This is a genomic window from Kitasatospora sp. MAA4 (assembly GCF_029893355.1).
Taxonomy (GTDB): domain Bacteria; phylum Actinomycetota; class Actinomycetes; order Streptomycetales; family Streptomycetaceae; genus Kitasatospora.
In genome coordinates this window covers 202,423-217,650 of the sequence record NZ_JARZAI010000005.1, presented here as the reverse complement: position 1 = coordinate 217,650, position 15,228 = coordinate 202,423, and the positions used below count along the sequence as shown (strand labels likewise).

Annotated in this window: 13 protein-coding genes; 7 read left to right on the top strand and 6 right to left on the bottom strand. The window is 71.2% G+C overall.

The window, feature by feature from the left end:
- Positions 1-189: 189 nt before the first annotated feature.
- Positions 190-621, top strand: a complete 432-nt coding sequence (locus tag P3T37_RS09395; protein WP_280723020.1) for a hypothetical protein — start codon at positions 190-192, stop codon at positions 619-621.
- Between the two features lie 56 nt (positions 622-677).
- Here the strand turns inward: P3T37_RS09395 and P3T37_RS09390 are convergent, their stop codons facing one another.
- Together P3T37_RS09390 and P3T37_RS09385 are read right to left on the bottom strand one after the other, a co-directional pair.
- Positions 678-896, bottom strand: coding sequence for a DUF397 domain-containing protein (locus P3T37_RS09390; RefSeq protein ID WP_035805332.1), 219 nt, complete (start codon positions 894-896; stop codon positions 678-680).
- Positions 889-1,731 carry a helix-turn-helix transcriptional regulator gene (locus P3T37_RS09385; RefSeq protein ID WP_280723019.1) on the bottom strand — a complete coding sequence of 281 codons (843 nt, stop codon included), beginning with the start codon at positions 1,729-1,731 and terminating at the stop codon, positions 889-891. Before P3T37_RS09385 ends, P3T37_RS09390 begins: the two co-directional genes overlap by 8 nt.
- Before the next feature lie 141 nt (positions 1,732-1,872).
- On the opposite strand from P3T37_RS09385, the gene P3T37_RS09380 reads away from it, so the two are divergent.
- Entirely contained in the window at positions 1,873-2,346 is a 474-nt protein-coding gene (locus tag P3T37_RS09380; RefSeq protein ID WP_280723018.1) for an ATP-binding protein, read from the top strand.
- On the opposite strand, the gene P3T37_RS09375 is transcribed toward P3T37_RS09380, so the two are convergent.
- The 3 genes from P3T37_RS09375 to P3T37_RS09365 all read right to left on the bottom strand — a co-directional run bounded on the left by P3T37_RS09375 (position 2,343) and on the right by P3T37_RS09365 (position 6,527).
- On the bottom strand, positions 2,343-3,203 hold the full coding sequence (locus P3T37_RS09375; RefSeq protein ID WP_280723017.1) for a polysaccharide deacetylase family protein: 861 nt from the start codon (positions 3,201-3,203) through the stop codon (positions 2,343-2,345). The two genes, P3T37_RS09380 and P3T37_RS09375, sit on opposite strands and share 4 nt — an antisense overlap.
- Before the next feature lie 141 nt (positions 3,204-3,344).
- Complete coding sequence (locus tag P3T37_RS09370) at positions 3,345-4,235, bottom strand: aminoglycoside phosphotransferase family protein (RefSeq protein WP_280723150.1); 891 nt, start codon at positions 4,233-4,235, stop codon at positions 3,345-3,347.
- 69 nt (positions 4,236-4,304) lie between these two features.
- Positions 4,305-6,527, bottom strand: a complete 2,223-nt coding sequence (locus P3T37_RS09365) for an MMPL family transporter (protein WP_280723149.1) — start codon at positions 6,525-6,527, stop codon at positions 4,305-4,307.
- A gap of 516 nt (positions 6,528-7,043) precedes the next feature.
- Between P3T37_RS09365 and P3T37_RS09360 the strand changes: the two genes are divergently transcribed.
- The 3 genes from P3T37_RS09360 (at position 7,044) to P3T37_RS09350 (ending at position 11,650) form a co-directional block, all read left to right on the top strand.
- The gene (locus P3T37_RS09360; protein WP_280723016.1) at positions 7,044-9,284 is read left to right on the top strand and encodes an MMPL family transporter; all 2,241 of its coding nucleotides are present in this window, start codon (positions 7,044-7,046) and stop codon (positions 9,282-9,284) included.
- A 289-nt stretch (positions 9,285-9,573) separates the two neighbouring features.
- Positions 9,574-9,777 carry a cold-shock protein gene (locus tag P3T37_RS09355; protein ID WP_035805324.1) on the top strand — a complete coding sequence of 68 codons (204 nt, stop codon included), beginning with the start codon at positions 9,574-9,576 and terminating at the stop codon, positions 9,775-9,777.
- A gap of 163 nt (positions 9,778-9,940) precedes the next feature.
- Positions 9,941-11,650 (top strand): DEAD/DEAH box helicase, encoded by a 1,710-nt coding sequence (locus tag P3T37_RS09350; protein WP_280723015.1) that lies wholly within the window; start codon positions 9,941-9,943, stop codon positions 11,648-11,650.
- A gap of 104 nt (positions 11,651-11,754) precedes the next feature.
- Here P3T37_RS09350 and P3T37_RS09345 read toward each other — a convergent pair whose 3' ends face one another.
- Positions 11,755-12,510: an amidase domain-containing protein gene (locus P3T37_RS09345; protein WP_280723014.1), complete on the bottom strand. Its 756-nt coding sequence runs from the start codon at positions 12,508-12,510 to the stop codon at positions 11,755-11,757.
- 249 nt (positions 12,511-12,759) lie between these two features.
- Between P3T37_RS09345 and P3T37_RS09340 the strand changes: the two genes are divergently transcribed.
- Positions 12,760-13,650 (top strand): CAP domain-containing protein, encoded by an 891-nt coding sequence (locus P3T37_RS09340; protein ID WP_280723013.1) that lies wholly within the window; start codon positions 12,760-12,762, stop codon positions 13,648-13,650.
- 49 nt (positions 13,651-13,699) lie between these two features.
- Positions 13,700-15,190, top strand: a complete 1,491-nt coding sequence (locus P3T37_RS09335) for a sigma-70 family RNA polymerase sigma factor (protein WP_280723012.1) — start codon at positions 13,700-13,702, stop codon at positions 15,188-15,190.
- Positions 15,191-15,228: the final 38 nt, after the last annotated feature.

The window sequence follows — 15,228 nt, the reverse complement described above, 5'->3', positions numbered from 1 at the left end:
CCTCCTACCGGTCCTCTGGGGAGGGCGACTTGACGTCGCTTGGGCCAACTGCCCGGGGCGAGCTGGCTCGGCCATCTGCTGACCGGCGGGCGTACTCGGAGGGACATACCGGACATTCGGTGTTTGCCTTCTGGTGTGAGCCGGTTCGCTTTCGCCCGGTTCCGCCCTTCTCGTGACAGGAAAACCCTCGTGAAGCTCCGCTACATCGCCGCCATGTCCCTGGCCACCAGCGCCCTCATGGTCGGCGGCGCCGTGCTGTCCGCCGTACCGGCCAGCGCCGGTGCACCCACTGCGAGTTCGACGTCCACGCACCGCGACGCGGCCGCCTGCACGGCCGCGGAGGCGGCGGCTTCTGCTGCTGTCGCCCAGGCGGCTACGGCTGCTGCCGCCGCCCAGGCCGCCGCGGCCACCGCCGCCGCCGCTGCCAAGACGCTCGCCGGGGACCTCGCCGCGACTCCGCCGGCCGCTCCGACCGTCATCGCCACCGACGTAGCCAACGCCGTCGCGGCCCTCGCGGCTTCCAGCACGGCCACCGCCGCCGCTGTCGCGGCCGAAGGCACCGCCGCCGCGGCCACCGCCGCCGCCGTCACGGCGTGCGTCCCGGCGCTGCCGAAGGCCTGACAGCGCGAGGCGCAACCCCGGTCGCCGTGGCCGGGGTTGCGCCTTGCGTCAGGCGTTCAGCAGTCGGTGGGGAGGTCTCCGTTGCGGATGGCGGTGATGAAGGCCTGCCAGGCGGGGGCGGGGATGAGGAGGGCCGGGCCGTGCGGGTCCTTGGAGTCGCGCACGGGCATGACGCCGGGGTGTCCGTCGGCGACCTCGATGCAGTTGCCGCTGCTCTGTCCGCTGTAGCTGGACTTGCGCCAGTGGGTGGCGGCCAGACTGTGCCTGTCACTCATCGCCGAACTCCTCTGCCACCGAGCGGATCAGGGTCAGGGACGCCTCCGGCGGCAGCGCGGCGGCCCGCGCCCGATCGTACAAGGCCTGGCAGCGCATCACCGTCGCTGGATCGTCCAGCAGTTGCCCGCTGAACACACCTTCCGAGTAGGCCACCGGCGGGGCGTCCGCGAAGGTCATCAGGGTGAGGCTGCCCTCCATCATCGAGTGTGCGCGGGACGAGAAGGGAAGCACCTGGATCACGGCCCGTCCGCGCTCCACCCTCTCAACGAGGTGCCGTAGCTGTTCGGCCATCTCGGCGTCGGTGCCGACCGGGCGGCGGAGGACGTTCTCGTCCAGGATCGTCCACAACTCCGGGGCTGTTGGACTGTCCAGGAGACGTGCGCGCTGCATCCGGTTCCGCACGTAGCCGTCGATCTCGTCCTGCGGCATGAACGGCTGAGCCGCTCGGAAGATGGCATGGGTGTAGGCCTCGGTCTGCAGCAGCCCAGGGATCAGGAGTGCCCCGAACTCGCTGATCGTCAAGGCGACCTTCTGAAGCTCCGCGACAGCTGCGAAGTAGTCGGCATCGAGTGAGCCGTCGATCAGTTCCTTGCACATCCGGCCGAAGATGCCGTCCGTCTGAAGCGCCACGTCGAACCGCCGAGCCAGGTCGAGTTGGGGCTTTCGGATGGCCGCCTCGAAGAGGCCGATGTACGAGCCCGAGCAGTAGACCAGGTCACCGAGCTCCTGCTGCGACAGACCGGCGGCCTCGCGGCACCGCTTCAGCTCGGATCCGAAGAAGTCCCACCCGAACCTGGGCTGACTGAAGCCCTTGGAACCGCCTTTTTTAGTCACCTGTGAACTCCTCCGCCTGACAGAGCCGTTGTCGCCGGGTTCCCCCTGGTGAGCGTAGCCCGGGATGCCGACGCTAGGAGTACAAAACGTAGGGATTCCCTCGCTCTCAGTGAGGGGCGGGGCGGAGAGAACGGCGGCACGATGAGCGAACAGACGACCGGTCCCACCTGGCTGCTTGACCTTCTGGCGTCAGAACCACCGCCGCTGTCAGGCGAGTTGCGCTCCGAGGTGCATGCCTGGCTGAAGCGCGGCCCGAAGTCGCCGTTGGTGGCGCGGCGGCTGCTGCGCAAGCTGCTGGCGCAGCGCGCGGATGGTGAGCGGTTCCGTGACGGCGGTCAGCTGCTGGTCTCCGAGCTGGTGACCAACGCGGTCGTGCACGCGAGGGTCCCGGCCGGGCGCAGGCTCTGGGTGCGGTTCGCGGTGGACGCGGCGGTGCTGCGCATCGAGGTGCACGACGCGAGCGGTGAGCGGCCGGTGCCGCGGCAGGTGGGCGAACTGGCGGAGTCAGGGCGGGGGTTGCTGCTGGTGCAGGCGCTGTCGCAGCGCTGGGGGTGCTGTCCCAGAGCCGGTGGCGTCGGCAAGGTGACCTGGTGCGAGTACGTCCCGGAGAGCTAGCTCGCGGGGAAGTCGAAGGTGTAGCCCTGCTGGACGAGCCAGGGGAGCAGCTCCGCGAGCGCGGCGACGGTCTGGCTGCGGTCGCCGCCGCCGTCGTGCATCAGGATGACGCCGCCGGGGTGGAGCTGGCGCTGGGCGGTGGCGAGGATCTTGTCGACGCCGGGGCGGGCCCAGTCGCGGGTGTCGACGGTCCAGCCGAGCGGGCGCAGGTCGTCCTGTACGGCGATCTGGCGGTTGTCGGCGCTGAAGTCGCCGCCGGGGGCGCGGAACCAGCTGACCTCGGTGCCGGGGCCGCCGGCCTTGACGATCATGTCCTTGGCCGCGTCGATCTCGTACGTCTGCTTGTCGTGCGACAGGGTGTGCATCGGCTGCGGGTGGTGCACGGTGTGGTCGCAGAGGCGGTGGCCGGCCGCGCGGATGCGCTGGACGATCGCCGGGTCGGCGGCGGCCTGCGGGCCGATCTCGCAGAAGGTCGCCTTGGCGTGGTACTGCGCGAGCAGGTCGAGGATCTTCGGGGTGGCCGGCCCCGGGCCGTCGTCGAAGCTGAGGGCGACCGTGCGCCCGCCGGTGGCGGTGCTGTAGACGATGCTGCTCTCGGGGGCGCCCGCGGCCAGCGGCGGGGCGGCGGCGGTGGTGGCCGGTGCAGGGGCAGGGTGGGCCGTGGGGTGTGCGCTGGGGGAGTCGGAAGCAGAGGGCGAAGAAGAGGCCGAGGCCGAGGCCGAGGGGCGGACCGCACTCGCCGCGCTGCTGCCCGCGTGGGTTGTCCCGCAGGCGCAGACGAGGGCGAGGGAGAGTACCGCGGCGCAGCCTGCGGCAGCGCGGCGGAGCAGTCGGCGGTGGGTGCCCTGGGTCGGCATGGCGGCGGCTCCTGAGGGTGGTTCGAGCCGCCCGGGGTGGGTGCGACTTACCTCTACGACGCCACCCTCAGGCCGACAGTTCCGATACGTCCATAGGTTCTTCAGACAATTCTCAGACAACGTGAGGGTACGTCGAGAAGGTCAGAAAGCGTGCCACCGCACGGTCGTGTCCCCCTCGCGCAGCGAGGCGACCCGGCGTCGGAACTCCGCCAGCGCCGCCGCGTTGCCCGGCACCTGCTGCGCCACCCAGGAGGCGCTGGCCGTCTCCCGGGCCCCGCGCAGGACGGCGCAGCCGGGCCAGTCCCGTACGTCCCAGCCGTAGGCGTCGGTGAAGGCGCGGTAGTCGGCGGTCGGGACGCCGTACCGGTCGTGGCTGAGCGCGAGCACCACCAGGTCGTGTTCGCGCAGGTCGTCCGAGACGGTCTCCAGGTCGAGCAGGATCGGGCCGTCCGGGCCCAGGTGGACGTTGCGCGGCAGCGCGTCGCCGTGGATCACGCCGGGCGTCAGGTGGGGAGTCAGTTCGGCGAGGGCGGCGCCGAAGCCGTCGCGGCGCCGTCGCAGGAAGTCGGCGTCCGCCGGGTCGATGTGCCCCTCGGCGGCCCGCAGCCAGCGCTCCACCCCGCTGAGCAGGTCGCGGCGCGGCAACGGGACGGGCGGCGCGGGCAGCCGGTGCAGCGCGCGCAGCAGCGGGCCGAGGTCGGCGGGCAGCGCCGGACGGACGGACGGGCTGAGCCGCTGCCAGAAGGTTACGGGGTGTCCGGCGGCGTCCACCGGCAGCTCGGGCAGGCCCCCGGCGGGCCGCACCACCGGGATGCCCTCGGCGGCGAGCCAGTGCGCGACGGCCAGTTCGCGCCTCGCCCGCTCGGCCAGTTCCGGGCCGCGGCCGACCTTGGCCACCACCGCCGGGTCGCCCAGGTCGAAGACGGCGTTCTCGCCGAGCGCGATCAGCCGGGCGCCGGCCGGATCGGGCAGCCCCGCGGCGGTGCAGGCGAGGGCAAGCAGGGCGCGGGCGCGGGCCTCGTCGAAAAGGATCACGCGCCCCAACGTACCGGCCGGACCCCGCGGTGCGGAGTCCGGCCGGTGGCGCGAGGTGGGCAGGGATCAGGCGTTCACGTGACGGACCCAGGAGGTGTCGTCAGAGACGGGAGCGGGAGCGGGAGCGGGTGCCGGGGCCTCGGTGTGCGAGAGGTCCGGGAGCCAGCCCAGCCAGCTCGGCAGGTACCAGTTGCGCTCGCCCAGCAGGCTCATCACCGAGGGCAGCAGCACGCCGCGGATCACCGTGGCGTCCACCAGCACGGCGACCGCCAGGCCCACGCCCATCTGCTTCATCGACTGCATGGACAGCGTGCCGAAGACCGCGAAGACCGCGACCATGATGACCGCCGCGCTGGTGACCACCCCGGCGGTGGAGCGGATGCCGTAGCCGATGGCGGCCTGCGTGGTCAGGCCGCGGTCGTGCGCCTCCTTGATCCGGGAGACCACGAAGACGTGGTAGTCCATGCTCAGTCCGAAGAGGATCACGAAGAGGAAGAGCGGCACCCACGACTCCACCGCGCCGACCCCGTCCGTGCCGATCAGCGAGGCGCCCACGCCGTGCTGGAAGACCAGCGCGAGCACCCCGTACGCGGCGCCCACCGAGAGCAGGTTGAGGACGACCGCGGTGACCGCGATCCCCAGCGAGCGGAACGAGGCGAGCATCAGCAGGAAGGCGAAGGCGACCACGAAGCCGAAGACCGGGAGCATGCTGCCGGTCATCTGCTGGTTGAAGTCGTGCGAGCCGGCCGTGTCGCCGGTCACCGGGGCCTCGGTGCCGGGCACCTTGAGCAGGGTGTTCGCCACCACGTCGGTGCGCAGCGTCTGGAGTGCGGCGGTGCTGGTGGCGTCGTTGCCGCTGCCGTCGAGCGGGACGTCGATCACGGCGACGTTCTGCGCGGCGTGCACGGTGACGTCGATCGGGCCGTGCATCCTGCCGCTGGCCAGCGCCCGGCTCTGGAAGTCGGCGATGGCCCGCTGCATCGCGGGGGAGGTGATGTCGGTGGCCTTGACGACCACGGTGGCGGGGGAGGGGCTGCCGGGGAAGGCGGCCTCGATCCGCTGGGAGGTCAGCACCAGGGCGTTGCCCTTGGGCAGCTGCTGCTCGAAGGTCAGGTTGGCGGTGTGCATGGTCAGCAGCGGGGTGGCCAGACCCAGCAGCAGTCCGCCGGCCAGCAGAGCGGCTGCCAGCGGGTGGCGCAGCACGGGCGTCAGCACGGTGTTCCAGACCCGTCCGCCGGTGGCGGCGTGGGCGGCGGGGCGGGCCTTGAGCTTGTGCAGGAAGGGCACCCGGCCCTTGTCGACCCGGTCGCCGAGCATCGACAGCAGCGCGGGCAGCACGGTGAGCGAGCCGATCACGGCGGTGATCACCACGACGATGGTGGCGTAGGACATCGCCTGGAAGTCGGCGATCCCGGTGAGGAACATGCCCGCCATGGCGACCACCACGGTCACTCCGGAGACCAGCACGGCCCGGCCCGAGGTGGCGGCGGCGATCTGCAGCGCGGTCGCCGCGTCGCGTCCGGCGGCCCGCTCCTCGCGTTCGCGGCGCAGGTAGAAGAGGCAGTAGTCGACCCCGACGGCCAGGCCGACCAGCAGCATCACCGAACTGGCGTCGTTGCTGGTGTGCAGGAAGCCGCTGCTCAGCGCGACCAGCCCGCCGGCCGCGATGAAGGCGGTCAGCGCCAGGCCGACCGGCAGGATGGCGGCGACCAGCGCGCCGAAGGCGATCAGCAGGATGCCCAGGGCCAGCGGCACGGCGGTCCACTCGGCGCTGGCGAAGTCGTTCGTGAACTGGTCCTGGAACCACTTGTTCGAACTCGCCTGGCCGAACTCCACCACGGTGAGCGAGGGATTGGCCTTCTGTACCCCGGCCACCGCGTCGAGCACGGCCGGCACGTTCTTCAGGGCGTCGTCCTGGGTGCCGGCCATGCCGAACTGGACCAGCGCCGAGTGCCGGTCGGCGGAGATCGCCCGGCTGTCGTAGGGGGAGCGGACGTCGGTGGCCTTGCCGCTGCCGTTCACCGCGGCCACGACCTGGTCGACGGCGGCGTGGAAGGCCGGGGCGTCGGCGGTCTGCGTGCCGCTCTGGATCAGGACGGTCTCGCCGGCCGGGGTCTTGATCCCGGCGGAGTCCAGGATCTGCGCGGCGCGGGCCACCTGGCCGGGCATGGACTCGGAGTCGGTGACGGTGGTGCTGCCGTGTACTCCGCCGAGGAAGGCGGCGAGCACGACGAAGAGGATCCACCCGAAGACTGCTGTCTTGCGATGGCGGGCGCTCCAGGCACCCATGGTGGCCGCCAGGCCCAGTTTCGATGACACGGTGGTTTCGTCTCCCCCAGGAGGTACAGCGGAATGGGTGCGCCGGGCAGTGCTCCGGGCCACAACCGACACTAGGGAAAGGCCACTTGAGGGGTAATCCGGCCAGCGGGTGAGACCGCCCTGGGCCTGCCCCCAGGACGGGGGTGGGGTTTACCCCAGGGTTTTCCCCCGGTGTTCTCCGCCCTGGGTACGGCGCGAACTCCACCCTGAGGGGGAGGGATCTCCACCCGGAGCACGAGGTCAGCAGGGGGGTCGGCAGGTCAGGATGGTCCAGGGAACGGCTCGGCCGTCCCCCTAGGGGAAGCGGAGGCGGGGGTCACTTGCCGGGCGGCAAGTAAGAACCCGTAGGATGCTCCCATCGTCCACTTACCTGCCGACCGGCTAAGGCGCTGCGCCTGCCCCGGATCGCAGTCGTCGCCCAGTGTCGTCGCCCGGCGTCCCGTCCCCCAGGGCTGCGATGAGCCATGCCCAGGAGGCATCACAAGCATGTTCCACCGCATCGGACAATTCGTCGTCAGGCGGGCCTGGTGGGTCATAGCCGCCTGGATCGTCGCGGCCATCGCCATCGTCGCCACCGCGCCGACGCTGACCGCCAACACGGACGAGAGCTCGTTCCTGCCGCGCAGCTACGAGTCGATCCAGGCCTCCGACGTCCAGTCGAAGGCGTTCCCGGAGAACTTCACGCCGTCCGCGATGCTGCTCTTCGAGCGCACCGACGGCGGCCAGCTGGACGCGGCCGACCACGCCACCATGAACAAGGTGGTCCAGGGGCTGACGGCCGAGAACATCAAGTACGTCCAGACCATCCTTCCGGTCGGCGAGCGCTCGATCTCCAAGGACGGCAAGTACGCGATCTCCTCGATCGGCTTCACCAAGGGCGCTCCGCAGGGCCCGCCCACCGCGGACACCGCCAAGAGCCTGCGCGACGGCGCCAAGTCGCTGGCGTCCGGCAGCGACCTCAAGGTCCAGCTCGGCGGCGCGGCGGCACAGCAGCTCGACCAGCAGGACTCCTCCAAGCTGGCCAACGCGCTGATCGGCGTGGGCACGGTCGTCATCATCCTGCTGACGCTGTTCCTGATCTTCCGCAGCCCGCTCATCGCGCTGCTCCCGATCGTCTCGATCGCCGTCTACTCGATGGTCGCCAACGGCCTGATCGCCGACGCGAGCAAGGCCTTCGGCCTCAACGCGGACAGCTCCTCCTCGGCCATCCTGATCGTCGTGCTCTTCGGCGTCGGAACCGACTACTTCCTCTTCCTGATGTTCCGCTACCGCGAACGCCTGCGGGCCGGTGACGATCGCAAGACCGCCGTGGTCAACGCGGTCGGCCGGGTCGGCGAGGCGATCGCCTCGGCGGCCGGCGCGGTCATCGTGGCCTTCAGCGTGCTGATCCTCTCCAGCCTCGGCATGTTCAAGGCGCTCGGCCCGGAGCTGGCCATCGCCGTCTTCGTGACCGCGCTGGCCTCGATCACCCTGGTGCCGGCGGTGCTCTCGCTGATCCCCGAGCGGGTGCTCTTCTGGGAGCGCAGCCTGACCTACGCCGTGCGCAAGTTCGTCTTCCGCAACAAGGACCTTCAGCCGTCCGGCCGCTGGCGCGTGGAGCCGAAGAACGCCCGCTTCGCCGCGCTCGGCGGGACCGTCCAGCGCCGGCCCGGCTGGATGGCCGTGGTCTCCGGCGGCCTGCTGGTGATCCTCGCGCTCGGCGCCTTCAGCTACAAGGGCACCTTCGACCTGGCCTCCGGCTCGATGCCGAAGACCAAGGAGTCGATGATCGTCCAGAACACGATCATGAGCGAGTTCTCGGCCGGCGCCTCGGCCCCCTCGCAGGTCTACCTGACCTCGACCAACGGCACGCCGCTCGACCCGGCCGGCTTCCCCGCCTACGCCGAGAAGCTCGGCGAGGTCAAGGGTGTCGCCCAGGTGGTGCCCACGCCGACCCTGAGCAAGGACAAGCTGACCGCAGACTTCACCGTCACGCTGAAGGACGACCCGGCCTCCAACGCGGCCATCGACTCCATCGGCGGTCTGCGCAACGCGGCGCACAGCGCGGCGCCCGAGGGCTCCAAGGCGTACGTCGGCGGCATCACGGCCGTCTACAAGGACATCAACTCCGCGATGGCCCACGACTACTCGCTGGTCTTCCCGATCGCCGCGGCGCTGATCATGCTGATCCTCGGGCTGCTGCTGCGCAGCGTCGTCGCGCCCTGGTACCTGATGGCGGCCGTCGGCCTCGGCTTCGGCGCCACCGTCGGGGCGACCAGCCTGGTCTTCCTCAAGCTGGACAGTCAGCCGGGCATCATGTTCATGCTGCCGATGTTCATCTACCTCTTCGTGGTGGCGATCGGCACGGACTACAACATCCTGATGATCGCCCGACTGCGCGAGGAGGCCCAGGAGGGCCACGGCCCGCGTGAGGCCGCCGGCCTCGCGATCCGGCACGGCGGCCCGACCGTCGCCGCCGCCGGTGGCATCCTCTCGGCGACCTTCGCCACCATGCTGCTGGCCGGGAACAGCCTGTTCAGCGAGATCGGCTTCTCGGTGGCCTTCGGCATCGCGGTGTCGGCCTTCGTGATGGCGATGTTCTTCACCCCGGCGCTCACCGCCCTGCTGGGCCGCAAGGCCTGGTGGCCGGGCCACGGCGAGATGGCGGGCCACGGCAGTGCCCCGGTCCTCTCGGTGGCGGGCGAGTACCGCAGCGAGGACGAGGCGCAGCCCGCCGGGCGGCGCTGACCCTCTGTAGCCAGCAGTGAACGGCGGTCGCACCCGGGTGCGGCCGCCGTTCGGTGTGGCGGTCGTCTCACCGGCCGGTCGGTGGCGAAAATTATCCGATCAGTCCAGCCGCAGGCGTGCTACAGTCGACGTCAGTTGCAGTTTTGGTTCCCATGAACGTTTGTGTGCGCCTGCTGGTACCAACCAACAGGCGCATTTGTTTTGTCCGGTGTTATCTCCGGATGGGGATCGCGGCTACTTGAGGCCCGCGAGGTGCGGGTCTCGATGCCCCAGAATTTAGGAGACGGTTATGGCTACCGGCACCGTGAAGTGGTTCAACAGCGAAAAGGGCTTCGGCTTCATCGAGCAGGACGGTGGCGGCGCTGACGTCTTCGCCCACTACTCGAACATCCAGGCCAACGGCTTCCGCGAGCTCCTCGAGGGCCAGAAGGTCGAGTTCGACGTCACGCAGGGCCAGAAGGGCCCGCAGGCCGAGAACATTCGCGCCATCTGATTTTCCGGCACTGCTGGAAAACGCACGACGCAAGCGAAGGCCCGTACCGCACGGTGCGGGCCTTCGCCCATGCCGCCGAACGGCCGGGGCGGCGCACATTCCTTCCTGACGGCCGAACCCCTGTGTCACTCCTCGTGGTGACCGCTCAGGATGGAGTATCCGTATGACCGATCAGGCACGCCGTTCCTCAGGTGGCCGTGGCCGCCCCCGTACCGGCAGCAGCACCGGCGCCGGTGGCGCCGGCCGCACCAGCTCGGGCGGCTTCAGTGACGCCCAGGCCCGGGCCGGACGCAGCTCCGGCGGCCTGCGCAGCCAGAGCCAGGGACAGAGCCGCGGTCGCGGCGGTTCCGGCCAGAGCCGCGCCGCCGAGGCACCCGCAGACTTCGCCGCCGTCACCGGCGGCACCCCGGCCCGCCCGCCGGCCGCGACCTTCGCCGAGTTGGAGATGCCCAAGGCCCTGCTCAGCGCGCTGACCCGGGAGGGCGTCACCGAGCCGTTCCCGATCCAGTCCGCCACGCTGCCGGACGCGATCGCCGGGCGCGACGTGCTCGGCCGCGGCCGTACCGGCTCCGGCAAGACGCTGGCCTTCGGCCTCGCCGTCCTGGCCCGCACCAACGGCCGCCGGGCCGACGCCCGCAAGCCGCTGGCCCTGGTCCTGGTGCCCACCCGCGAGCTGGCCCAGCAGGTCACCGACGCGCTGACCCCGTACGCGACCTCGGTCAACCTGCGGATCGCGACCGTCGTCGGCGGCATGTCGATCACCCGGCAGGCCAACGCGCTGCGCCGCGGCGCCGAGATCCTGGTGGCCACCCCGGGCCGGCTCGACGACCTGATCAACCGCCAGGACGTCCGGCTCGACCAGGTCGCGATCACCGTCCTGGACGAGGCCGACCAGATGGCCGACATGGGCTTCCTGCCGCAGGTCACCAAGCTGCTGGAGCAGGTCGAGGAGAACGGGCAGCGGATGCTCTTCTCCGCCACCCTGGACCGCAACGTCGACCGGCTCGTCAAGCGCTTCCTCACCGACCCGGTCACCCACTCGGTGGACCCGTCGCAGGGCGCGGTGACCACCATGGAGCACCACGTGCTCCACCTGGAGGCGGCCGACAAGGCCTCCGCCATCGCTCACATCGCCTCCCGCGAGGGCGGCGTGATCATGTTCGTGCACACCAAGCACGGCGCCGACCGGCTGGCCAAGCAGCTGCTCGCCAGTGGTGTGAAGGCGGCCGCGCTGCACGGCGGCAAGTCCCAGCCGCAGCGCAACCGGACGCTGGACCAGTTCCGCGACGGCAACGTCACCGCGCTGATCGCCACCAACGTCGCGGCCCGCGGCATCCACATCGACGGCCTGGACCTGGTCGTCAACGTGGATCCGCCGATCGACCACAAGGACTACCTGCACCGCGGCGGCCGTACCGCCCGGGCCGGCGAGTCGGGCACCGTGGTCACCCTGGTGCTGCCCGAGCAGCGCCGCGACATGACCAAGCTGATGTCCACCGCGGGCATCCGCCCGGTCACCACCAAGGTGCGGCCCGGCGACGCCGAGCTGAGCCGGATCACCGGTGCGCGCACGCCGTCCGGCGTCGCCGTGACGCTGGCCGCCGTGATTCCGAACGCTCCCGCGCCGAGCACCGCCAACCGGCGCCCGGCCGGCCCGCGCTCCACCCGCCCGTCGGACGTGGACGCCAACGGCAACCCGCGCCGCCGCCGCCCCAAGCAGCGGATGGGCGCCGGTGCCGGCGGTAGCGGCTCGGGCGCGCCGCGCCAGGCGGCCGGCTTCTCCGGCAAGGCGAGCAGCGGTGCCGCTCCCGGCACCGGCTCCAAGACCGGCGGCAACTACGGCACCGGCCGCCAGCGGCGTCCCGCGCGCTGAGCATTGAGTCCTGAGGGCCCGTTCGCTTCGGCGAACGGGCCCTCAGGCGTTGCCGGGTGCGGTTTCCTGGGGAACCGACCCAGGGCTTTGATCGTTCGGGGCGATCAGTTCAACGCCGGCGCCGGGTCGAAGTTCGAGCGGATGCGGTTCGGATCGGCGACGTGCTGCTGCGGGGCCGCCTGCATCCCTGCCGTGGCGCTCGCGTTGATCCGGATGACGTGGGCGGGTCCGGCCGCGTTGTAGTGGTGGTACCCGTAGTGGAAACGGGCGTAGTTGTGGGCGTCCACCGTCGGCTCCGAGGAGCCGTTGGCGGCCTCGACGATCAGGCCGGTGTGCAGTTTGTTGCTGCTGTCGCTGTTGAACGTGACGACGACATCGCCCGGTTGGGCCTTTGCGGGCTGATTGCCGAGATCGGTGCCCAGGCCGAAGTCCATCAGGAAGTCGTAGAGACTGTTGTAGCCGTCAAGGTCCGAGATCAGGAGCAGGTCGTACTGCACTCCGTTCGGGGCGTTGTAGTAGAAATAGGAATCCTGGGAGTCACCCGACTTCAGCCCGGGAATGAGGCCCGCCGCGGCAAGCGAGCGTGCCACGAACTCCGCGCACTCGAAGTTCGATTGCGAGGAACCGTTGCTGACGGTCGTGCTGTCGTTCCATGCGGTCCAGTTCCAGTGTGTGTCGGCGTACCCGACAGAGGTCTGACGCCAGTCGTTGGCAACCCGAATGCTCGCGGCTGTCGAGCTGTGCTGTGCGGCGCTCTGCCCGGTGGCGCTGACAGCCGGTGTGCCGGTGGAGAGCAGGACGGTGGCGGCCAGGCCCAGGCCGAAACAGGCACGTACCGGTGCTTTCAGTCTCAGGTGCATCGAGATCCACTTTCTCGCTCGGGGGAGGCCGTTGATCAGGCCATCGCCCAACTAGGCAATCGCACCGGTCGGAAGTGTGCTCATCCAGTAGCCCGAGCAGGTGAGTGGAGGTCAGCAACCGTGCGAACGTGAGGCGCCCGGGTCGAACGTCTTCCCGGTTTCTGTTATCGGTGCCGGGTGCAGCGGTCTCCTGAGTGTCGGCTCGGACAGACGTCGGGCCGGGACGGACTCGGAACAGTAGGTGGACACGTGAGCAGTGACTTCGACGCACCGGCCGCGCAGGCCCGTCCCGCGCGCAGGCACGTTCGGGGACGGCGTCCGCACCGGGCTGAGCCGCGTCGGGGTCGAGTGGCGGCCATCGCCGGTGCGGTCGTGGTCGTCGTCGCCACCGGGGGTGCGGTCGGTGCGCTGGGTCTGGCGGGGGGCGGCGGCGCGAACCGTCCGCAGTCCGCCGCCGACGTGGTCCTGCCGTCGGTGAAGTCGGTGCTGCCGACTTCCGGGCCCGGCGCTGTGTCCGTGGCGCCGTCCGCCTCCCGTGCGGGTTCCCCGAGCGCGGCACCCTCCGCCAGCGCGTCGGCGAGCGCGTCCCCGTCCGTGTCCGCCTCGGGTGCTGCCGTCGCTCCCGCGCCGCCGTCCGCGTCGGCCTCGCCGAGTGCGGTGGCCGCGACGAGCCCGGCCGACTCGCCGAGCGTCCCGGCGGTGGCGCCGACGACCGCGCCCGCGCCCACCCCCAGGGTTGCCATCACCGGGACGGCCGCGCAGTTCGCCCAGCAGATCGTCACCATGGTCAACGCCGAACGGGCCAAGGCGGGCTGCGGCCCGCTCACCGTGAACGCGAAGCTGCAGGCCGTCGCCCAGCAGCACTCCGACGACATGGCCGCCCGCAACTACTACGAGCACGACACCCCGGAAGGCGTCGACCCCGGCACCCGTATGACCAACGGCGGCTACCAGTGGTCGAGTTGGGGCGAGAACATCTACAAGAGCCCGCAGGACCCGAGCACCGCCATGACCGGCTGGATGAACAGTCCCGAGCACCGCGACAACATCCTCAACTGCGCGTTCCAGGAGACCGGCGTCGGCGTCAACCTCAGCTCCGACGGCCCGTGGTGGACCGAGGACTTCGGCCAGGCACAGTAGCCCGGTACTGTCGGGGCAGCCGCGACAGGCGGACGAGTGAGGGACACGGATGTATGTAGACGAAGGAGGCGCTGCGGCCCTGGTGGCCGCCGCGCAGGCCGGTGACGAGGACGCCCGGGAACGGCTGATCGCCGACCACCTGCCGCTGGTCTACAACGTCGTCGGACGGGCGATGAGCGGCGACGCCGACGTGGACGACGTCGTGCAGGAGACCATGGTCCGCGTCATCGGCAGCCTGCCCGGACTCCGCGACCCCTCCTCCTTCCGCTCCTGGCTCGTGGCGATAGCCATGAACGAGGTCCGCCGGCGCTGGACCGCGCGGCAGGGCGCGCCGCTGTCCGGGCTGGACGCGATGGAGCAGCTCTCCGACCCGGCCGGCGACTTCGTCGACCTGACGATCCTGCGGCTCGGCCTGTCCGGACAGCGCAGGGAGGTCGCCGAGGCGACCCGCTGGCTGGACGAGCGCGAGCGCGACCTGCTCTCGCTCTGGTGGCTGGAGACGGCGGGCGAGCTGACCCGCGCCGAGCTGGTCGAGGCGCTGGGCATCCCGGCGCAGCACGCGGCTGTGCGGGTGCAGCGGATGAAGGAGCAGCTGGAGGTCGGCCGGCTGGTGGTGCGGGCACTGGAGACCGCGCCGCCGTGCCCCGGCCTGTCCGCGCTGACGCCCGGTTGGGACGGCCGGCCGGCGGCGCTGTGGCGCAAGCGGATAGCCCGGCACGCCCGGACGTGCGCGGCCTGCTCGGGGCACCGGCGCGAGCTGCTGCCGGTGGAGGGGCTGCTCGCGGGGCTCGTGCTGCTGCTCCCGCCGCAGCACCTCGCGGGGTACGTGTTCAGCGGCGTGCAGCCGGCCGCCTTCGCCGTGCCCTCCTCGCTGCCGGGCCGCCGTCGACCCCGGATCGGACGGCGGTCGGCCAAGCTGGTCGGCGGCGGGGTCGTGGCGGCGGTGGCCGTCCTCGGCGCGGTGATCGTCCTCCCCAGCGCCCACCACGCCACCGAGGCCGCCCCCGCCCCCGTCCTCTCGTCGGCGGCCCCCACCCCCACGCCCTCGCCGACTCCCACGCCTACGCCCTCTCCCACGCCCACGCCGTCCGCTTCACCGAGCCCGACTGCGACCAGCGCGGCGCCCACGCCCTCGCCGAGTCCCTCCGCCACCCCCAAGAGCCTCGAACGCCAGTTGATCGACCTGATCAACGCCCAGCGGGCCAAGGCCGGTTGCAGCCCCCTGCGGGTCGACCCCCGCCTGCACGCCGCAGCCCAGGGCCACTCCACCGACATGGTCACCGCCGGCTACTTCGACCACACCGACCCGCAGGGCGGACAGCCCGACACCCGGATCACGGCCGCGGGCTACCAGTGGAGCCTGTGGGGCGAGAACCTCGACCACGACACCAACTCGCCGGCCAAGGTCGTGAGCGACTGGATGGACGCAGCCATCCACCAGCAGAACATGCTCAACTGCCACTACACCGACGCCGGCGTAGGAACCGCACCCGACTCCGGCGGCCTGGTCTGGACCCTCGACCTCGCGGCGCCCTTGTAAGCAGCTGGACGACAGCATCGGCTTCGCCGTGGACGCGC